General features: G+C 72.8%; 14 protein-coding genes. 2 read left to right on the top strand and 12 right to left on the bottom strand.

Going from position 1 to position 20,659, the window contains the following annotated elements; genetic code table 11:
• Positions 1–116: 116 nt before the first annotated feature.
• Positions 117–2,612 carry a VanW family protein gene (locus tag IIE03_RS00670; protein ID WP_192860810.1) on the bottom strand — a complete coding sequence of 832 codons (2,496 nt, stop codon included), beginning with the start codon at positions 2,610–2,612 and terminating at the stop codon, positions 117–119.
• On the opposite strand from IIE03_RS00670, the gene IIE03_RS00665 reads away from it, so the two are divergent.
• Positions 2,590–3,339: a hypothetical protein gene (locus tag IIE03_RS00665; RefSeq protein WP_192860809.1), complete on the top strand. Its 750-nt coding sequence runs from the start codon at positions 2,590–2,592 to the stop codon at positions 3,337–3,339. The two genes, IIE03_RS00670 and IIE03_RS00665, sit on opposite strands and share 23 nt — an antisense overlap.
• 430 nt (positions 3,340–3,769) lie before the next feature.
• Here the strand turns inward: IIE03_RS00665 and IIE03_RS00660 are convergent, their stop codons facing one another.
• Positions 3,770–4,240 carry a hypothetical protein gene (locus IIE03_RS00660; protein WP_192860808.1) on the bottom strand — a complete coding sequence of 157 codons (471 nt, stop codon included), beginning with the start codon at positions 4,238–4,240 and terminating at the stop codon, positions 3,770–3,772.
• Between the two features lie 107 nt (positions 4,241–4,347).
• Here IIE03_RS00660 and IIE03_RS00655 point away from each other — a divergent pair, with 107 nt between their 5' ends.
• Positions 4,348–4,926: an LURP-one-related/scramblase family protein gene (locus IIE03_RS00655; protein WP_192860807.1), complete on the top strand. Its 579-nt coding sequence runs from the start codon at positions 4,348–4,350 to the stop codon at positions 4,924–4,926.
• Between the two features lie 93 nt (positions 4,927–5,019).
• Here the strand turns inward: IIE03_RS00655 and IIE03_RS00650 are convergent, their stop codons facing one another.
• The 10 genes from IIE03_RS00650 to IIE03_RS00605 all read right to left on the bottom strand — a co-directional run.
• Entirely contained in the window at positions 5,020–6,123 is a 1,104-nt protein-coding gene (locus IIE03_RS00650; protein ID WP_408632817.1) for a PIG-L family deacetylase, read from the bottom strand.
• A gap of 79 nt (positions 6,124–6,202) precedes the next feature.
• The gene (gene typA / locus IIE03_RS00645; protein ID WP_192860805.1) at positions 6,203–8,149 is read right to left on the bottom strand and encodes a translational GTPase TypA; all 1,947 of its coding nucleotides are present in this window, start codon (positions 8,147–8,149) and stop codon (positions 6,203–6,205) included.
• Positions 8,150–8,327: 178 nt separating this feature from the next.
• Positions 8,328–10,067, bottom strand: coding sequence for a dipeptide ABC transporter ATP-binding protein (locus IIE03_RS00640; protein ID WP_192860804.1), 1,740 nt, complete (start codon positions 10,065–10,067; stop codon positions 8,328–8,330).
• The gene (locus tag IIE03_RS00635) at positions 10,064–11,023 is read right to left on the bottom strand and encodes an ABC transporter permease (protein ID WP_192860803.1); all 960 of its coding nucleotides are present in this window, start codon (positions 11,021–11,023) and stop codon (positions 10,064–10,066) included. Before IIE03_RS00635 ends, IIE03_RS00640 begins: the two co-directional genes overlap by 4 nt.
• Positions 11,016–11,942 carry an ABC transporter permease gene (locus tag IIE03_RS00630; RefSeq protein ID WP_192860802.1) on the bottom strand — a complete coding sequence of 309 codons (927 nt, stop codon included), beginning with the start codon at positions 11,940–11,942 and terminating at the stop codon, positions 11,016–11,018. Before IIE03_RS00630 ends, IIE03_RS00635 begins: the two co-directional genes overlap by 8 nt.
• Positions 11,943–12,095: 153 nt before the next feature.
• The gene (locus tag IIE03_RS00625) at positions 12,096–13,751 is read right to left on the bottom strand and encodes a peptide ABC transporter substrate-binding protein (protein ID WP_318842713.1); all 1,656 of its coding nucleotides are present in this window, start codon (positions 13,749–13,751) and stop codon (positions 12,096–12,098) included.
• 270 nt (positions 13,752–14,021) lie between these two features.
• Positions 14,022–14,702, bottom strand: a complete 681-nt coding sequence (locus tag IIE03_RS00620) for an ABC transporter ATP-binding protein (protein ID WP_192860801.1) — start codon at positions 14,700–14,702, stop codon at positions 14,022–14,024.
• Positions 14,699–15,667, bottom strand: coding sequence for an ABC transporter ATP-binding protein (locus tag IIE03_RS00615; protein ID WP_192860800.1), 969 nt, complete (start codon positions 15,665–15,667; stop codon positions 14,699–14,701). Before IIE03_RS00615 ends, IIE03_RS00620 begins: the two co-directional genes overlap by 4 nt.
• A 123-nt stretch (positions 15,668–15,790) precedes the next feature.
• Positions 15,791–18,628, bottom strand: coding sequence for a hypothetical protein (locus tag IIE03_RS00610; protein ID WP_192860799.1), 2,838 nt, complete (start codon positions 18,626–18,628; stop codon positions 15,791–15,793).
• A partial coding sequence (locus tag IIE03_RS00605; RefSeq protein WP_192860798.1) for an FtsX-like permease family protein occupies positions 18,628–20,659 on the bottom strand: 2,032 nt, incomplete at its 5' end. The genes IIE03_RS00610 and IIE03_RS00605, both read right to left, overlap by 1 nt.

Genomic DNA, 20,659 nt, shown 5'->3' with positions numbered 1-20,659 from the left:
GCGTCCCGCTGGAGGGCGACTGGCCGGCCGAACTGGTCGAACGCTGCTCGGTGGGCGCCGTCGTCGTCCTGATGGAACGGACGACGGCGGTTCTCACCTGAGCGTCGGGCCGCCCGTCAGCCGTTGCCGCCTCCACCACCGTTGCCGCCGCCCCTCGTGCACTCGACGGGGTTGTCCGGCTTGTAGGTCCAGGTGTAGGTCTCGTCCTTCACGACCTCGCCGTTCAGGAGGACCTTGCGGTAGTTCGAGATCGTGAAGCCGTCCTCGCCGCCCGGGTAGTCCACGCACTCGGGGTCGTTGCTCTTCACGGTGGAGGTCTCGACGACGTTCTGGTGACCGCTGTCGCTGGTCTGGACCTCGTAGTACTTCGTGCTCCAGATCCGGACGGTGAGCTGACCGTTGCTGACGAACGACTGCAGGACGGCTCCGTAGGGCGTGTCGTTCTTGAACCTCATGTCGAGCGCGCCGACGTAGATCGTCGCCTCCCGCCCGGCGGGGTAGCGCGGGAACCAGAAGCTGTGCTGGCGGTGCTCGACGTCGTCGAACCCGGCGAAGTAGCCCGCGTTGTAGCTGGTCGTGGCCATCTGGGAGAGGCCGCCGCCCACGCCTTCGACGTGCTGCCCGTTGCTGACGATACCGGACGACACGTACCCGTTCGCCTCCGTGATCGGCGAGAGCGCCTCGATCAGGGAGAACGTCTCGCCCGGCTTGACCAGCTCGCCGGTGACCATCTCCGCGCCGCGGATCAGGTTCTGGGTGCGGACGTTGTCGGCGGTGAGCGGTGTCGAGAACTCCGAGACGATCTCCTTGACGCCCAGGTCCTCCAGCGCCTCCTTGGTGTTCTCCGGGTCCTGCTCGTGGAGCTCCACGGCCGCGACGCGGTCGTCGCCGCGCGCGGCGACGTTCACCGCCTCGCCGACCTCCTTGGGCTTCAGCGTGGTCCCGGGACCTCCGCCGACCACCTGCGGCTTGCCGTCCTGGAACACGAAGTGGGCGTCCTCGGGGATGGTGAGGAGGTTCGCGGTGCGCTCGACGACCGCGTTCACGAGGCCCTCGCGGTCGAAACGGAGGGCGAGGTCACCGTCGCTCGGCTCGAAGCTCGCGAAGGTCGCGAGGTCGGCGGGGGTGAGCTCGACGCTCTGTCCGCCCACCTCGACGCTCACGGGGGCCGAGACCACCTTGCTCGCGGTGTCCATCGCGGCGTCGACCTCGTCCTGGGTGATCTCCGGGGCGACCTCCTGCGTCGGCAGCGTGTACGGCGGCTCGGTACGCAGCCAGCTGGAGGTGATGACGGCCTGTGCTCCCGCCGCGTCCACCCTGGAGCCCTGCTTCGCGTCCGTGGCCTGGGGGGCGCCGTCCTTGAAGGTCACCGCGCCGTCGGCCGGCTTGACCGTCATCGACTCCTCGAGGCCCTCGACGGCGCTGCCGAGCTTCTCCTCGTCGACGGCGAGGACGAGTTCGGCCTCGTCCGCGCCGAAGAAGTGCTCCCACATCCGGGCGGGATCGAGGGAGAAGCCGGTCAGGGCGTCGACGGTCGCCTCGGCGTCGTAGGCCAGTCCGGCCTTCGCGGGCTTCAGCTTCGACTCCGCGGTGCCCGCGACCAGCGCCACCGGTTCCTTCGCGCGCGGCGCGAGCGCCTCGTCGAGCGTGGCGATCGCTTCGTCGCGCGACTGGCCGCCGATCTCGACCCCCGCGACCCGCACGCCGTTCGGCACAGCACCCGCCTGCACGCCTGCGATCACCGCGAACAGTCCGCACAGGGCCACGACGCCCAGGCCGACCCCGAGCGCGATCCTCCGGCCCCGGTGCGGGGTGCTGTCTTCCTGGATCCCGAAGGTCCACGAGCCTCCTGGCGGCGGGGGCGGGAACTGGCCCGTCCCGTCGGGCCCGCCGGGCGCGGGAGGCCACGCGGAGCCGATCAGCTCACCGGGCCTGGGGGACTCACCGGGCTTGGCGGGCCCACCGGACGCGCCCGGTCCACCGGGCGCCGCGACGTTCCCGAGCGGTACGGCGGCCGGCGGGACGCCGCCGGCGGGCGCCCCCGGAGAGCCCTGCGGGGTATCGCTCGCACCGGCGGCCGCCGCCGGGATCGTCCCGGCAGGATGAGCCGGGTCGCCGGGGTGTGCCACGCCGGCGGGCGGTACCGGACCGGCCGTGGGGTGGGGCCCGCCGGGCGGGATCGGAGCGCCGGGCTGAACGGGGCCGGCACCGGGGACCGGGCCTCCAGGCGGAACAGGGCCGGGTGGCGGGACGGCGCCGGCCGGAGGGACGGCACCGCCGGGCGGGACGGCGCCGGGTGGCGGTGTCGCGGGACCATGAGGATGCCGCGCCGCCTGCGGGTTCACGACCCGCGCGATGGCCCCCGTCAAGGGCTTGAGCTTCGGGATCATCCCGGTGATCGGCCGCATGAACCGGTTGTCGCCCGCCCGTCCCGCCGGGGCGGAGCCACCGGGCGTCCCGGACTCGCCGGGCGGGGTGGACTCGGCAGGGCCGCCCGGCCGCGACTTCTTCGCGGGCCGCTCGAACGCGAACACGCGGGGCGTGTAGCCGGCCTGCTTGGCGGGGCCGGCGGGACGCTCGGGAGCCAGGTTGTCGACGACCGACTGCAGCACGGCGGCCTGGTCGTCGCCCGACGACGATCCCGCCGGCACGGCGGGCTTCGGTCCCGCCGGCGCGGCGGGCTCCGATCCGGCCGGCGCGGACGGCTTCGATCCCGCCGGTGCGGCAGGCTTCGAGGCGGACGGCGCCGCGGGGGCCGGCGAGGAGGCGCCCGACGCCGGAGCAGGGCCCGACGACGCGGCCGAGCCCGACGACGCAGCGGGGCCCGACGACGCAGCGGGACCCGACGACGAGGTCGAACCCAAGGACGGGGCGGGTCCCGATGGCGAGGCAGAACCCGATGGTGCAGCAGGACCGGACGACGAAGTAGCGCCGGACGACGCAGCCGAACCCGGCGGTGGCACAGGTGCCGACGCCGGAGCAGGGCCCGTGGACGCCGGGACGGGACCGGCCGCTGAAGCGGGACCGGAAGCCGACGGTCCAGGGGCCGGCGCCGTGTCAGGAGCCGCGACGGACCGGGGGATCGATGCCGGGGCGGGCGTCGACCGCGGCGGCGATTCGGGAGCCGATACCGGGAAGCCGGAATCCGAGGCGGATCCCGGCGGAGAACCGGGAGCGGGCGGCGACGGCTTGTCGGCGCCAGTCGTCTCCATCGCGGCAGGCTTCCCGGGGGCCGCGGCGCCGGGCTGCGCCGAGGCCGCCGCGGGCACCTGGGCAGCGGCCGACGCGGGAGCCGCGGGAGCTGCAGGAGCCGCGGGAGCGGACGCCGGCGCGGCATGAGCCGTCGTCGTCTGAGCCGAGTCCGAGGTGGCCGTGCCGGCGCGCTCGGGGGTGCCGGACGGTGCCGGGGCCGCGCCGCCGTCCCCGGCGTCCTCCCCGGCGGCGTTCGCGGCCGCAGGAGGCTCGGGCGCGGGCCTAGGGAACACAGGACTCACCTCGGTCACGGCCGGTGCCGCGGGAGGGCGCGGCTGTCCGCCCGCCGGGCCGGGTCGGCTCGACGAGAGCGGCGGCATCGCCGGGCGGGCGTCGTTCGGATCGTTCTGACCGGTCGCCTCTGACGGCTTGTCGTTGTCGGTCGGCTGGCCCATTCACATTGCTCCGTGCAACCTGTCACGGCGCGGGCTCTCCGCGCCGCCAGACACCGTCGCGCGCACGCGAGGCCGTCCCGAAGCGCATCCTACTGGCCGGTCCAGGCGCCCCGGGCCGCGATTCAGCCTGCTCCGAGTGGAGGTTCTGTGCTGGTCACGGACCTGCTGGCCGCGGCCTCGGACCGATTCTCCGACCCCCGCACCGGCACCTCACGGAACCAGGAGGCCGGCAGGAACGCCGCCACTCCCAGGAGAACGACTCCGGCGTACGTCCAGACGAGACCGAGCGTCCCCGCGGGTACGAGCACGTCCCCGCCCGAACCGCGCAGCGACATCAGCTGCACGGCGACGACCCAGCCGCCGGCGAACGCGAGGAGAGCGCCGTACCCGGCCCACGCCCGGCACATGGTTGCCGCCGTCACGGTGATCGCGAGTGCCAGCGCCATTCCGGGATACCACGACTCGTCGCCGTACCGGTGCACCGAGGTGCCGAGCGCACCGATGACGAGCCCGAGAGCCACGGCGAGCAGCACCCGGACGATCACCGGCCCCAGGCGCGGACGGTTCCCGTTCGGCTCGTGCTGTTCTGTCACGAGCCCATCATCGCGCATTTTGCTGGGTGGTTCCGCGATCTTGTGCCAGACTCCGCACGCGGACGGTGTCGGCCCGTCAGACGCGACGCCCCGAACGGAAGGCCTCCATGAACGCCCAGACCCTTCAGACGCAGACCACGCTGTACATCCGCCAGCGGGTGCGGCTCATGGTCAACCAGTACGCCGTGCACGCCGCGCTGCCCGACGGCTCCGAGGGCGAGCTCCTGGCCTTCGCCCAGCAGAAGCGCATGGCGATGCGCGAGCAGGTCACCCTGTACACGGACGACACGAAGTCCGTTCCCGTGCTCGGGTTCAAGGCCCGACAGGTGCTGGATCTCGGTGCCACGTATGACGTCACGGACGCCTCCGGCGCCCCGATCGGGCTGTTCCGCAAGGACTTCGGGAAGTCCTTCCTGCGCAGCACCTGGCACCTGGAGCAGCCCGGGCTCGGGGAGGCGACCGGCCAGGAGCGGAGCATGTGGGTGGCCGTGCTCCGGCGGCTCTCGGAGAACCTGGACTGGCTGCCGTACCACTTCGACTTCGCCCTCGGCGGGCAACCCGCGTTCTCCGTCGAGAAGCAGTGGGCGCTGCGCGACAAGTACACGGTGCGGATCCACCACCCGCACCTGGACCGCCGCCTGGTCATCGCCATGGCGGTGGGCCTCGACGCCCTGCAGGGCCGCTGACGGCGGGCGCCGCGCCGCGACCACGAGCCTGACGCCGCAGGCGAGGTTCCGGCGCATCGCCCGAGAGCGCCTGGCAACCTCGTGCCCGCGCCGTCACACGGACGTGACGAGGTACGTCTGGTGCTCCGGGACCGGCGCGAGCACGCCGTTGCTCAGGGCGTAGAACCCGAGGATTCCCGGAGCGGGCGCGTGCGTGACGTGCTGGACCTGCGTGGCGTGCGCGCGCATCGCGGCCAGCACGCGATCCAGCACGGGCGCGACGTCGACCCGTTCGACGCGCCCGGGCAGGTCATCCTTCGCGAACGGGGGCAGCGGCTCGGCGGGATCGGGCAGGACCAGCCCGTGTCCCACGACGGCCGCGCGAGCCTCACGGCTCCGGGCGAGCGTCCGCCGAGCGGCTCGCACCTCGTCCGCCGGCGCGACGGCCTGCCACAGCTCGGGGACCCACGGCGCGGGGTCGGCCGGGTCCCCGGCGCCTGGGTGACCGACCGCGGGTCCGACGCCTGTGCTCGACCGGGCTTCCCGCTCGGTGACCACGCCACACTCCGCCAGCAGTTCGAGGGCCCGGACGGTGACATCGTGCGCACGCACGTGGTCGGGATGACCGTACCCGCCGCCGGCTTCGTAGGTCGCGACGACGGCCGGGCGGCGCTCGGCGATCAGGCGCGCCAGCCGCCCGGCGGCCTCATCGAGCGGCACCCGCGCGAACGCCGTCGGCGGCGAATCAGGAGCGGGCCCGGCCACCCCGGGCCGCACCCACGCCATCCCGGAGTCCTCGTACCGCACCCGAGCTCCCGCCATGCCGCCGCCGTGGTCGGGCCTCGCGTGAGTGATCGGTCGTTCGATCTGCCGATCATTCGAGGACGGACCGACCACGAGGCCCGCGTCGCGGGCGGGCGCGGACGCCTCGTCCAGGAAGACCTGGTCCACGCCCAGGGCCGACGTCGCGCGGGCGAGTTCGCGTTCGCGGTACGACGCCAGCGCCGGGCCGTCGCCTTCGAGACCGGCCAGGCCCTCCGACGTCGTACCCGGGAGGGCGAGGACCTCGCCGCGCTCCCCGCGGGTGCACGTCACGACCGTGACCGGCCGGCCCGCCGCGGCCCAGGTGGCGAGCAACGCGCCGGTCGACAGGGTCTCGTCGTCCGGGTGCGCGTGCACCGCGAGGAGGCCACCTCCGGGAACGTCACCGGTCCGCACGGGTGCGGCACGGTGCGAGCGCCCCCGGAGGCCGGGGCCGCCCGGGACGGCCCGCGGGACGTCGTCGGGCACCGTGATCTCAGGCGCGCTTCGCGCGGGCCGCCGCGCGGGCGCGCTCCGTCTGGTTCAGGACCACCTTGCGGATGCGCACGAACTCCGGCGTCACCTCGACGCACTCGTCCTCCTGCGCGAACTCCAGCGACTCCTCGAGCGTGAGCTTGCGCGGCGGGATCAGGTTCTCGAAGCTGTCCGCGGTCGACGACCGCATGTTCGTCAGCTTCTTCTCCTTGGTGATGTTGACGTCCATGTCCTCGTTGCGGGAGTTCTCGCCGACGATCATGCCCTCGTAGACCTCCTGCGTGGGGTCGACGAAGAACGAGCCGCGCTCCTGCAGGTTGATCATGGCGAACGGCGTCACCTTGCCGGCGCGGTCGGCCACGAGGGAACCGGTCGCGCGCGACTCGATGGGGCCGTGCCACGGCTCGTACCCCTCCGAGATGGACGAGGCGATACCGGTGCCGCGCGTCTCGGTGAGGAAGCGCGTGCGGAAACCGATGAGGCCGCGCGCCGGGACCATGAACTCCATGCGCACCCAGCCGGTGCCGTGGTTCGTCATCGTGTCCATCCGGCCCTTGCGCGCCGCGAGCAACTGCGTGACGGCGCCCAGGTACTCCTCCGGCACGTCGATGGTCATGCGCTCCATCGGCTCGTGCCGCTTGCCGTCGATCTCCTTGGTGACGACCTGCGGCTTGCCGACGGTGAGCTCGAAGCCCTCGCGGCGCATCTGCTCGACAAGGATGGCCAGCGCCAGCTCACCGCGGCCCTGTACCTCCCAGGCGTCGGGGCGCTCGGTGGGCAGGACCCGGAGCGAGACGTTGCCGACCAGTTCGGCGTCGAGCCGGTCCTTGACCTGGCGCGCGGTGACCTTGTGGCCCTTGCCGCCCTTGCCCGCCAGCGGCGACGTGTTGATCCCGATGGTCATGGAGATCGCCGGGTCGTCGACCGTGATCACCGGGAGGGGGCGCGGGTCGTCGATGTCGGTCAGCGTCTCGCCGATCATGATGTCGGCGATGCCGGCCACCGCGACGATGTCCCCCGGGCCCGCCTTCTCGGCGGGGACCCGGTCGAGCGCCTTCGTCTCGAGCAGCTCGGTGATCTTCACGGTCTCGACGGTGCCGTCGTGGCGTGCCCAGGCGACCTGGGCCCCCTTGCGCAGCTCGCCGTTGTGGATGCGCAGCAGCGCGAGCCGGCCGAGGAACGGGGAGGCGTCCAGGTTGGTGACGTGCGCCTGGAGCGGCATCGACTCGTCGAAGGTCGGAGCGGGGATCTTCTCGAGGATCGTCGCGAACAGCGGCTCGAGGTTGTCGTTGTCCGGCAGGCCGCCGTCGGCCGGCTGGTTCAGCGACGCCGCGCCCACCTTCGCGGCCGCGTACACGACCGGCACGTCGAGGATCGCGTCCAGGTCGAGGTCCGGGACCTCGTCCGACAGGTCGCTCGCGAGCCCGAGCAGGAGGTCCGTGGTCTCCCCCACGACCTCCTCGATCCGGGAGTCGGGGCGGTCCACCTTGTTCACGACGACGATCACCGGCAGCTTGGCGGCGAGCGCCTTGCGGAGCACGAAGCGCGTCTGGGGCAGCGGCCCCTCCGAGGCGTCGACCAGCAGGACGACGCCGTCGACCATCGACAGGCCGCGCTCGACCTCGCCGCCGAAGTCGGCGTGACCGGGGGTGTCGATGACGTTGATGGTGACCCCGTCGGGCTCGCCGGCGGCCGCCGCGGCGGGACCGGCGTACCGGACCGCCGTGTTCTTCGCGAGGATCGTGATGCCCTTCTCACGCTCCAGGTCACCGGAGTCCATGACCCGGTCGTCGACCTGCTGGTGCGCGTCGAACGCACCGGCCTGCCGGAGCATGGCGTCGACCAGCGTGGTCTTGCCGTGGTCGACGTGGGCGACGATCGCCACGTTGCGCAGATCGGAGCGGACGGCGAGGGACGTCGCGGCGGAGTTGGGCACGGCTGAACTCATTTCCGGAAAAGTCGAGGGAGGGGCGCGGACGCTCACCGTCGACGCGCCGAAGCCATTCTACCCGCCGGCCACGGTCGGCCGGTTGTCGTGTCGCCGGCCCGATGTCGTGTGATCGGCTCCCCGAGGAGCCGATCACACGACAAGCAGCCGACCACGTCGCCGTCGTCCGTCGCTGTCCCTACGCCGCGCCGATCTCCAGGCTGCCGCCCGGGATCGCCGCGAGCAGGTCCTTCGTGTAGTCCTGCTGCGGGTTGTCGAACACCTCGTCCGTGGTGGCGTGCTCGACGATCCGCCCGTCCTTCATGACCGCGACCAGGTCGGCGATCTGCCGCACCACCGCGAGGTCGTGCGTGATGAACAGGTAGGACAGCCCCAGCTCGCCCTGCAGGTCGCCGAGGAGCTGCAGGATCTGGGCCTGCACCAGCACGTCGAGCGCGGACACGGCCTCGTCCAGGACGATGACCTCGGGCTCGAGCGCCAGCGCACGCGCCACGGCGATGCGCTGCCGCTGCCCGCCGGACAACTCGTTCGGGAAGCGCCGCATGGTCGAGGCCGGGAGGGCCACCATGTCGAGCAGGTCGCGCACGCGCTGCTCCCGCTCCTTCTTGTTCCCCACCTTGTGCAGGCGCAGCGGCTCCTCGATGGAGCTGAACACCGAGTACATGGGATCCAGCGACCCGTACGGGTTCTGGAACACGGGCTGCACCCGGCGCCGCATCGCGAACTGCTCGCGGCCGGACAGCGTGGAGGTGTCCTTGCCGTCGAACACCACGGTGCCCGACGTCGGCTCCAGCAGCCCCAGCACCATGTTCGCCGCCGTGGACTTCCCCGAACCGGACTCCCCCACGAGCGCCAGCGTCTTCCCGCGCGGGAGCACGAAGTCGATGGCGTCCACCGCGGTGAAGTCGGTGTGGGTGCCCGGGCGGGCGCCGCGGATCCGGAACACCTTGGTGAGTTCCTTGGCGACGACGACGTCCTTCGGCGCCGCCTTGTCGACCTTGACCTCGTGGCCGGAGATCTGCTCCTCGGCCTGCCTGCCCGCCTCGTGGGCGGACTGGATGCGGCGCGACGCCAGCGACGGCGCCGAGGCCACCAGCCGCCGGGTGTACTCGTGCTGCGGGTTCTTGAGGATGTCCAGCGCCGGGCCGGACTCCACGACCTTGCCCTTGTACATCACCACGAGGTGTTCGGCGCGCTCGGCCGCCAGACCCAGGTCGTGGGTGATGAACAGGACGGCCGTGCCGAGCTCGCTGGTGAGGTCCTCGAGGTGGTCGAGGATCTTCTTCTGCACCGTGACGTCCAGGGCCGACGTCGGCTCGTCCGCGATGAGCAGCTTCGGGCGGGACGCCAGGCCGATGGCGATCAGCGCACGCTGCCGCATACCGCCCGAGAACTCGTGCGGGTACTGGCGCGCCCGGCGTTCCCCGTCGGGCAGGCCCGCCTCGCCGAGCAGCTCGGTGACCCGCGCCCGGCGCTCGGCCTTGGTGCCCTGGAAGCCGTTGGCGACCAGGGCCTCCTCGATCTGGGTGCCGATCCGCCACACCGGGTTGAGGTTCGACATCGGGTCCTGCGGGACCAGGCCGATGTCCCGGCCGCGCATGTGCTCGGTCGCCTTGCGGTCCAGGCCGACGAGCTCGCGCCCGTCGAACCGGATGGACCCGCCGGTGACCTTGCCGGTGCCGGGCAGCAGGTCGATGATCGCGTGCGCGGTGGTGGACTTGCCGGATCCCGACTCGCCCACGATCGCCACGGACTGCCCCGGGTACACGCTCAGGTCGACGCCGCGGACGGCCTCCACCAGGCCGGTCCCCGTGGTGAACGAGATCTTCAGGTCCTTGATCTCGAGCAGCGGCACGCTGTCGTCGGGCCTCTCGACGCTCTCGGGTGCCTTGTCGGTCAGGTTGATCGTCGTCGTCATCGCTTACGCGCCTTCGGGTCGAGGGCGTCGCGCACGACGTCGCCCATCATGATGAAGCCGAGCACCGTCGTGCCGAGCGCCACGGCCGGGTAGATCAGGACCTCGGGGGCCTGGCGGATGATCGTGCGGCCCTGGGACAGGTCTCCACCCCACGAGACGATCGACGTCGGCAGGCCGATGCCGAGGAACGTCAGCGTCGCCTCGGCGACGACGAACGTGCCCAGCGCCACCGTCGCGTACACGATGATCGGCGCGGCGGCGTTCGGCAGGGCGTGCTTGACGAGGATGCCCAGCCGGCTCATGCCGAGCGCCTTGGCCGCGGTGACGAACTCGTTGTTCTTCACGCTGAGCACGGAGCCGCGCGTGATCCGGGCGATCGAGGTCCAGCCGAAGCTGGCGAGCACGAGCGCCACCGCCAAGGCGTTGCGGTTCGGGAGCAGGCTCAGGATCACCAGCGCGGCGAGGAAGAACGGGATCGCGAAGAAGATGTCCGTGATCCGCGACAGGATCGTGTCGAGCCAGCCGCTGAAGTAGCCGGCGATCGCTCCGATGGAGCCGCCGAGCAGGACCACGAACGTCGTGGCCAGGACACCGACCGTGACGGACGGCCGGGCGCCGAAGATCACCCGGGTGTAGACGTCGCAACCATTCTTGTCCGTACCGAACCAGTGCTCGCCCGACGGCGGAAGCAGGGACTCCGCGAGCGAGCACTGGCGCGGCCCGTGCGACGTGAACAGCTCGGGCACGATCGCGATGACGACGGCGACCGTGATGATCGCGAGCGCGATCCAGAACATCGGACGGCGGCGCATCTCGCGCCACGCGTCCTGCCACATGCTCGAGGGCGCCTGGTCCTCGGCGAGCGCGTCGACGGCGCCGACCGTGACCTCCTCGGGCGGTGCCACATAGCGATCCTGGCCCGGGCGCGGGCCGTTGTCGTAGCGGTTCTCAGGCATAGCGGATCCTCGGGTCCAGGACCGCGTACAGCAGGTCCACGAGCAGGTTGGCGGCGATGTAGACGAGCACGAGAATGGTCGCGATCGCGACCACCGTGACGTTCTCACCGCGGATGATGGACTCGAACAGCGTCCCCCCGACCCCGTTGATGTTGAAGATGCCCTCGGTGACGATCGAGCCGGCCATCAGGTTGCCCAGGTCGGCGCCGATGAAGGTCACGACCGGGATCAGGGAGTTGCGGAGCACGTGCCGGTTGGTGACCTGGCTGCGGGACAGGCCCTTCGCCCGCGCGGTGCGGACGTGGTCCGCCGTGAGGTTCTCCGCGACCGAGGTGCGGGTGAGTCGCAGGATGTACGCCATCGACGTACCGGCCAGCACCATTGCCGGCATCAGCAGACTCTCGAAGTCGGGGTTTCGCCCGGCGGTCACCGGGAGCCAGCCGAGCTGCACGCCGAAGATGATCTGCGCCACGAAACCGAGCACGAAGGTGGGCACGGCGATCAGCAGCAGCGTCCACACGAGCACGGTCGAATCGAAGAGCTTGCCCTTGCGCATTCCGGCGACCAGACCGAAGCCGATGCCGAAGACCGTCTCGATGACGAGCGCCATGATCGCGAGCTGGAACGTCACCGGGAACGCGTTCGCGATGGTCTCCGCCACCGGGCGCCCCGTGAAGTCCGGTCCGAGGTCGAACGTGAAGATGCCCCTGAGGAAGTACAGGTACTGCACGAAGAACGGCTCGTTCAGGTGGAACTGCTCCCGGATCTGCTGGGCGACGGCCTCCGGAAGGCCGCGCTCGCCGCCGAGCGCGGCGACGGGGTCGCCCGGACGCAGGAACACCATCCCGTAGACGAGCAGGGTGGCGCCGAGGAATACAGGGATCACCTGCAACAACCGGCGTCCGATGTACCAGAGCATTGTGGTCTCCTTGTCAATTTCCGCCGCTCATTCTCCAGGATGCCGCCTGGAGCTCAGGTCGCGGCACAGGGGGAGGCGGGGCACGCACACGCGCATGCCCCGCCTCTCACCTGGAGTGTCGCGGTCAGTCCGGCGAACCGGACGTGATCACGCTCACTCCGACTTGGTCACCTGGTACAGGATCGGGTCGCTGTCCCAGCCGAACTCCACGTTGTCCACGGCCTCGGAGTACCCGGCCGTGGTGTTGTAGTACCACAGCGGGATGCCCGGCATGTCCTGGAACAGGATCTCCTGGGCCTCCTTGTAGATCTCGGTGGCCTCCTCCGGGGTCTCCGCGGCGTTGCCCTCCGTCAGCTTCGCGTCGAACTCCTCGGACGAGTAGTCCATGTCGTTCGAGCCGGCGCCCGTGCCGTAGATCGGCCCGAGGAAGTTGCTCATGGCCGGGTAGTCGGCCTGCCAGCCGCCGCGGAACAGGCCCTTGATCTCGCGGTTGTCACGGGCCTCGAGGAACTCGTCGAACACCGGGTAGGCGTCGAACTCGCACTCGATCCCCAGTGCCTCACGGATCGTGTTGCAGGCCGGGTCGATCCACGACTGGTGGTCGGAGTCGGCGTTCGAGGCGATGAACAGGGTGTAGTCGTCACCCAGCGGGTCCATCTCCTCGGCCTGCTCCCAGAGCGAGCCGGCCTCCTCCGGGTTGTACTCCAGCACCTCGCTGCCCGGGATGTCGTCGCTCCAGCCGTTGATCACCGGGTTGGTGAAGTCGCTGGCGGGCGTCCGAGCGCCGTCGTACACGGTCTCGGTGATGCCCTCGCGGTCGATCGCCATGGAGATCGCCTGGCGGCGCAGCAGGCCTGCCTCACCCTGGAAGTCCTCGACGTACTCGGGGACGTTGATGACCTGGGTGACGGCCGCCGGCTGGTTCACCGCACGGTCGCCGAGGTCCTCCTCGAACGTCGCGAAGGCCGAGGCCGGGACGTTGGTGACGATGTCCAGGTTGTTGGCGAGGAGGTCGTTGTACGCCGAGTCCTCGTCGGTGTAGGCGAGGAACTCGACGCCACCGTTCTGCGGGACGCGGTCACCGGCGTAGTCCGGGTTCGGCTCGACCGTGATGGCGGTGTCGTGGTCCCACTCGGTCAGCGTGTACGGGCCGTTGCTCACCGGCGCCTCACCGAATGCCTCGGGGTCCTCGAAGAACACCTCGGGCAGCGGGAAGAACGCCGTGTAGCCGAGGCGGACCGGGAAGTCGGACTCGGGCTGCTTCAGCGTGACCGTGAACTCGGTGTCGCTGACGACCTCCAGACCGGACATCGTCTCGGCCTCCGGGTCCTCGCCGGTCGGCTCGCCGTCCTCGTCGACCGGGACCTGGACCTCGTCGTAGCCCTCGATCGGCTCGTAGAAATAGGTGAGGTTCGCGGCGTTCGGGCCGTAGGCCCCCCAGTTCCAGGCGTCGACGAAGCTCTGCGCCGTGACGTCCGTGCCGTCGGTGAACGTCCAGCCGTCCTCGATCGTGATGGTCCAGGTCACGTTGTCGTCGGACTCGATCGACGCGGCGATCTCGTTCTGGACGGCGCCGTTCACGTCGTAGTAGACGAGACCGGAGAAGATGTTCCGCACGACGAGGCCGCCGTAGACTTCGTTGGTATCCGACGGGATGAGCGGGTTCTGGGGCTCACCACTGCTGACGGTGATGACGGCCTCCGAGTCGCCCTCGGTCTGTTCGCCGATGCCGCCGCCGCACGCTGACAGGACCAGGGAGCCGGCGAGCAGTGTCGCACCCACTCCCATGAGTCGCTTACGAGGTGTCACGTGTCCTCCTGGTTCGATGGTCACGCCGCTTCGCGGATCGCTGGCGACGCTGTATCGGGCGCAGCACTGCGCCCGGTTGTGGGGCGCCACATTACCCGCCCTGGAGACCCCGTCGAGAGTCCCTCACACGAACATGCCAGCAGTCGTGACCTTTTCGGTATCCCTTCGTAACACCATGTAACACGCTCCTTCAGCGATTCTCCCGCCCAACACCGGTTCGTCACCCGACCGTGACCGGCCACGGCGGTAAACCGCCACCGATGGTGGCGGCTACCCGCCAGCGGCGAGCCTGCCGTCGTGGAGCTCGACCACGCGGTCCGCGCGTTCCATGAGGATCGGGTCGTGCGTCGAGACGACGGCGGCGACGCCGCGCGCGTGGACGACGTCGCGGATCAGGTCCATGACCACCGCCGCCGTCGCGGAGTCGAGCTGCCCGGTGGGCTCGTCCGCGATGAGCACCTCCGGCTCGGCGACGAGGGCCCGTGCGATCCCGACGCGCTGCTGCTGCCCGCCCGAGAGCTCGTACGGCCGCTGCTCGGCGTGCTCCCCCAGGCCGACGGCCTCCAGCGCCGCCCGCACCCGCTCGGCGCGTTCCGCGGGCGCCACCCGGCGCAGCCGCAGCGGGACCTCGACGTTCTCGGCGGCCGACAGCACGGGCACGAGCCCGAAGGACTGGAACACGTACCCGATCCGCCGCTGCCGCGTCGCCAGGACCTCGCGCTCGCGCATCGCGGTCACCTCGGCCTCGCCCAGCCAGACGCTGCCCGACGTCGGCCGGTCGAGCCCGCCCAGCAGGTTCAGGAGCGTCGTCTTGCCGGAGCCGGACGGACCCCGCACGACGAGCAGTTCCCCCGATGCCACGGCGAGGTCCACGCCGTTCAGGGCGTGCACCTCGCCGGCGCCGGAACCGAAGACCCGGCTGAGCGCCTCGGCCCGCAGGATCGACCTCATCGCTCCTCCTTCGGCTTGTCCGGCCACACGCCCACGTGGTCCGGCTCCAACGCCAGCCGCACCCGGTCCTTGAGGTCCAGCGACTTCATGAACTCCTCGGGGAGCTGGAGCCGTCCCACCCGGTCCAGCACCGCGAACTCCTCCGAGATGTGCCGCGCCTGCCCGTGCTCGTCGGTCTCGGTGCGCCGGAGCGTCTCGGTCGACGTCCGCCCGTCCCGGATCTGTACCGTGCGCGCCACGTGCTCCGACACGGTCGGGTCGTGGGTGACGATCAGGGTGGTCACGCCGGTCTCCCGGTTCACGCCGCGCATGGCCTCCAGCACCTCGGCGCTGGTGGCCTCGTCGAGCTCACCGGTCGGCTCGTCGGCGAGCAGCACGCGCGGGGAGTTCGCCATCGCGACCGCGATCGCCACCCGCTGCTGCTGGCCGCCGGACATCTGGTCCGGGCGGCGGCCGGCCACGTCGCCGACCTCCAGCAGCTCCAGCAGTTCGTCGACCCGGCGCGCACGAGTTGTCCGTTCCCGTCGGGAGCGGGCGGCGAGCTCCAGCGGCAGCAGCACGTTCTCACGAGCGGTCAGGTACGGCAGCAGGTTGCGGGAGGTCTGCTGCCACACGAACCCGACCGTGTGACGCTGATAGGCGACGCGCTCCTTCGGCCCCATCGCCAGCAGATCCGTCCCGGCCACGGTCGCGGTGCCGCCCGTGGGCGTGTCCAGCCCGGACAGGATGGTCAGCAGGGTGGACTTGCCGGATCCCGACGCGCCCACGACCGCGACGATCTCGCCGGGCTCCACGGTCAGGTTGAGCCCTTGCAGCGCCTGCACCTCGACGCCGTCGGTCGCGAAGATCCGCACCAGGTCGCGGCACAGGATCTCGCCGCCGGCCTGCCCGGCGCCGTCCCCCGGCGCGCCGGACCGCGAGGTACCCGGCGCTCCGCCGTCGTCCAGATCGATCACCGTCGTCATGTCATCGCTCTTTTCCGTTCCGTTCCGCCGGGCCTTCCCGCGTCCCGCCCCGTCCACGGTCTCTCCGTCCCTCGCCGCGTCTCCGCGAGCTCCGTCGCATCCGTCGTCACCGCTCGCCCGTCCTCACCGCTCGATCCGAAGCTGCGCCGCGATCTCGTGCCGTCGTCCCAGCGCGGCGGCCAGGCCGACCGCCACCACGGCCACCACGACGAGTCCCGCCGCCAGCCCGGCGGTCAGGACGGGATCCCAGCGCACCTCGGGCGACTGGGTGCCGCCGGTCAGCGCCGTCACGTCCACCGCGGACAGCAGGATCACGGGCACGACGCCGCCCAGGACCGCCCCCGCGACCACGGCCACCGCGATCCACGGCCCGATCTCCCACCCGACGAGCCCGCGCCCCTGCCGCGCCGACAGACCGAGCGTCCGCAGCACCGCCAGCAGCCGCGCCCGCGCGGGCGCCGCGAGCATGAGCGCCATCACCAGGACGGCGCCCACCAGCAGTCCCGCGAGGACGACCGCCGCGACGAAGGCCGCCACGAGTCCCGTCGACGCGGGCGACCGGAGGATCTCCCGCGCCTGGGCGGCGGGGTCGTCGACGACGGCGTTCGGCAGCACCTCCCGGATGCCCTGGACGACGGCGGACGCGGGTTCGCCGCCACCGCCGCCCGACCTCGACCCGGCGCCGTCCAGCGCCAGGAGCGCGACCCGCGCCGGAGGCCCGGCCGCGGGCGGGCCCTCCTCGTCCTCGGCCGCGCGCACCGCGCCGGCCAGCCGGGCGTCGTCGGCCAGCACCAGCACCTCGCCGCCCGGCAGGCCGGCGACCTGGTCGACCGCCTCGACGACCACGCCGGGCACGACGGCGTCCGGCAGCCGGAGCTCGACCTCCTGGCCGGCGCCGTAGCCCGTCGACCGCGTGACGATCAGGGGGACGGCCTCCGATCCCGGGGTGTCCCGGGAGCCCAGGGTGCCCGTCAGCGCCGGCGCGCCGGCCACCCCCTCCTGGGCGCGCGCCATCGCCGCCGCGTCAGTGGTGAACAGGGTGGCGCGCACGCCGTTGCCCGCCGGTTCGGCGACGGCGATCCGGTCATGGTCCGTCACGGGCGCGACCGCGGCGACGCCGTCGATCGCGGACAGCTCCGCGGCGACCTCCTCGGAGATCTCCGGCCCGGACACCCTGAGGTCCGCCCCGACCTCGTGCCAGGCCTCGCGCGCCACGCCGCCGGTCACGGTGGAGTACAGCACCGCGGCGGTCGCGGCCACGGACACGCACAGCACCAGCGCGACGGCCGGCACCACGCCGCCCGCGGGATCGCGGGTCGCCCGGGCGGCGCCGAGGAACGGCACCAGATCCCGCCGCCGGGCCAGGGCCCGCTCGACGGCGAGGGTGACCAGCGGGAAGAGCCGGACCGCCAGCAGCGTGACGGCCAGCGAGAGCAGCAGCGGGGAGGCCGCGAGCAGGGGGTCCACGCCGGCGGCGGGGAGCGGGTCCACCGCACCGCCCCCGCCGTCCTCGGCGCCCGCCTCGCCGGCGCCACCGACCACACCTCGCTGCAGCAGCAGTGCCGTGCTCACGGCCGCGCCGGCCAGCACGAGCACCTCGAGGATCCAGCGCACGCGGCCACGCCCGCGGCCCAGGTCGGACCGGCCGCCGCGCAGCCCGCGAGGCCCGGCCGCCAGCGCGAGTGCGACGCCCGGGCCGAGCCCGGCCGCCGCCGCGAGCAGCACTTGGGCCGTCGTCACCTGCCCAGGCGCGGCCCACAACCCGATCGCGAACCCCGCGGCGGCGGCCACGAGGCCGATCGCGGCGCCCTCGAGGCCTGCCATCGCGCGCAGCTGCGCCCCGGAGGCGCCGCGTGCGTGCAGGAGGGCGAGGGCCGGCCGGCGCCGGTCGATGACGAGGCGGGCGCCGAGCGCGAGAACCGCGAGCGCGGCGCCGAGGGGTCCGGCGGCGAGCACCGCGATGACGGCGTCCACGCCGGCGCGCTGGGCCAGCAGGGTGGCCAGGACGTCGGTGAGGCCGCTGTCGAGGTCGAGGCCGAAGGCCGCGGAGCCGCCGTCGTCCACGGGGATCTCCTGGGCGTCGATGCCGCGCAGCTGGGCGAGGACGCCGGGCACGTGGTCGGCGCGCAGTCCGTCGCCGCTGACGGGGATCCAGGTGGTGGTACTGGCCCCGCCCCAGGAGAGCGCGTCGATCATGGCCGGATCGACGTACGCGGCGGCCTGGGCGTTGAGCCCGGTGTTCGGGTCCTGGATCACGTTGGGCACGCCGCCGATGGGGTTCTGCCGCCACCAGGAGCCCTGCGGGTCGCCGTGCTGCTCGTAGATGCCGGTCACGACGAGCGGGCCCCAGCCGCTGTTCGCGCGGGAGCTCAGGGGGACCATGCTGGATCCGTCGGTGCGGAGGTCGTACTCGTGGCCCGCCTCCCAGCCGAAACGCTCGGCGGCCTGCCGCGAGACGGCGACCTCGTACGGGTACCGGGCGGCGCGCGGGTCCTCGCTGCCGTACTCGAACTGGTCCAGGGGACCCGCGGTGGTCTCGGGCCAGCGGCCCTCGACGAGAGTGGCGTGCTCGTCCAGGTGCGGGGTGGCGCGCAGCGTGAGGACGATGCTGAACAGGTCGCTGCCGGGCAGCGGCGTGACCGACTCGGGGTCGGAGGCACTGACCTGGAAGTCGGGGGTGCCGAGCAGGCCGTGCAAGGGCTCGGGCTGCTCGTCGCGCAGGTCCGTGAGTCCGGTCAGGTACGCGTCCCAGTCCTCGGGAACCTGCTGGCCGCTCACCGCGATGAGGTCGCGGGTGAGCGGTGTCGTCTCCCCCACGGTCCACGCGGCCTGGTCGCCGTGCATCGCCGCGACGGCGCGCGGCGCGGCCGAGAGGACGAGCGCGGTGACGAGGGCGACGACACCGAGCGTGAGCACCGCACCCCAGGACGCGGCGAGCTGCCGCCGCACGTACCGGAACATCAGCGCACCTCCTCGCGGTAGGTGGTGTCGCGGGCCTGCGCGGCGACGCGGGCCCCGACGAGGGACGCCACGACGCCGAGGCCCGCGAGCGCGGCGCCGAGCACCACGGCGACACCGGTGCCGTCCACGGCGAACCGCGTGGGCACGTCCGCGTCGATGCCGGTCAGGGTCGCCTGCGCCAGCCCGCCGACGGCGAAGCGGGCGACGCCCCAGCCGGCCACCGCGCCGAGCACGACGGCGGCCGCGCCCACCACCACGAGCTCGGTCACCCGTGCCCGGGCCTGGGCCGTGGGCCCGAGCCCGACGGCGCGCAGCACGATCACCTCGGCCCGGCGCTGGCGGAGCATCGCGACGGCGGCGACGACGACGCCGACCAGGGCGAGCGCCGTGGCCCCGACGGCGGCGAGCCAGAAGGCGACGCGCACAGGGGCGGCGGCGTCGACGGTCACCGCGTAGCCGGGTGTGCTGACGGTGGCGGCGGCGCCGTCGTCGCCACGCAGGGCGGCGGCGGTCTCGCGGACCGCGGCGGCGGTCGTGTCGACGGCGGTCGTGCCGGTGCCGTCGGGGCCGCCGGCCGGCTCCCCGGCGGACGCGCCGCCCGGCCCACCGGACCCGCCTGCGGCGACCCAGATCTCGTCGGCCACGGCCGGCTCGGCGGTGGCGCCGAGGCGCCAGGCGGTCAGGGCCGCTGCGTCGGCGACCGCCACGTCGGGTTCGAGCACGCCGGGGACGACGTCGGTGGTGGCCGTGATCTCGGCGTCGGCCGACACTCCGCGGTGGGACAGCTCCAGCACGTCGCCGACGCCCAGGCTCAGCGTGCGGGCGAGGTGCTCGGTGACCACGACGGGCAGCGGGCTCGCGGATCCGCCCGGGAGGAACCGGAACGGGACGGCGCGGTTCCAGCCGAACAGCTCCGCCTCGGCCACCGGCCCGGTGGCCTCCTCGCCGCCCCCGGAGCCTCCGGGCTGCAGGGCCCCGCTCGTGGGGGAGAGCACCCGCCACTCGTCCGGCAGGCGGACCGGGGAGCCGTCGACGGCGAGGCCGTCGAGCGCCACCTCGTTGCGCGTCTCCACGCTCCAGTCCGTCGGCATCGCCACGTCGACGGCGGCCACCGACCAGGGTCCCGCCTCCGGCGAGGGAGGGATCCGTGCGGCCAGTTCGTGCGTCACGGGCTCGTCGCCCACCGGGTTGGTCCCGTCGCCGTCGCCGTCGAGGTCGAGGTCCATCGGCGGCAGCCCCACCTGTGCGGCTGCCCCGTCCGGCGCGACGAGCAGGACGGTGGCCTGGTACGTCATCCCCTCTTCGACGCGGCCGAGGGCCTCGCCCTCGAACCCGTCGATCCGCCGGAGCTGGGTCGCCTCCACGGCCGCGGTCACGTCGAGGCGTACCGTCCGGGCGTCCCCGGGGAGCGGGATCGCCGGCCGTTCCGGGACCGTGGCGGCGGCGAGACCACCGACGTCGGACACCCCCTCGGGCGCGCGCATCACCGTCCCGAGGTCCGCCACGGGCGCCGCGACGAGCGTGAGCGGGATCTCCCCGGCGTGCGCCTCGTCGGTCAGCACCGGCATCGCGGTCACCACGCCGTCCGCCCCCGCGTACGCGGCGCGGGTCTCCGCGTCGGCCTCGTGTCCTGCCGGGAGCACGACGCGTACGTCGGCCCCGTTGCGCAGCACGGACACGTCGTCGGACAACGCGCGCGCGGTGCCCGCGTACGCGCCGGCGAGCGTCGCCGCGCCACCGGACAGCGCCAGCAGCACCACCGGCACGACGTACACGACGAGCCGGCGCGCGACCTGCCGCGCGGCCAGGACTCCGCTCGCACCCCGGGCGCGGGCCGCCAGGCCTGCCCACGCCCGGGTGGCCGGGCCGAGCACCGCCATCGCCGCCACGGCGAGGGCGACCAGCAGCAGGGCGGGCGCCGCCGCGGCGAGCGGGTCGGTACGCGTCCCGGAGGGGGTGGTCACGAGGGGGGAGCCGTACCGGGCGAGGGCCTGGGCGCACACCGCCGCCGCGGCCAGGGTGAGGACGACC

It is taken from the genome of Myceligenerans pegani (genome assembly GCF_014892515.1).
Classification (GTDB): Bacteria; Actinomycetota; Actinomycetes; order Actinomycetales; family Cellulomonadaceae; genus Myceligenerans; species Myceligenerans pegani.
Note: the sequence above shows the minus strand (reverse complement) of the source record. Positions and strands in the feature narration are given on the sequence as shown.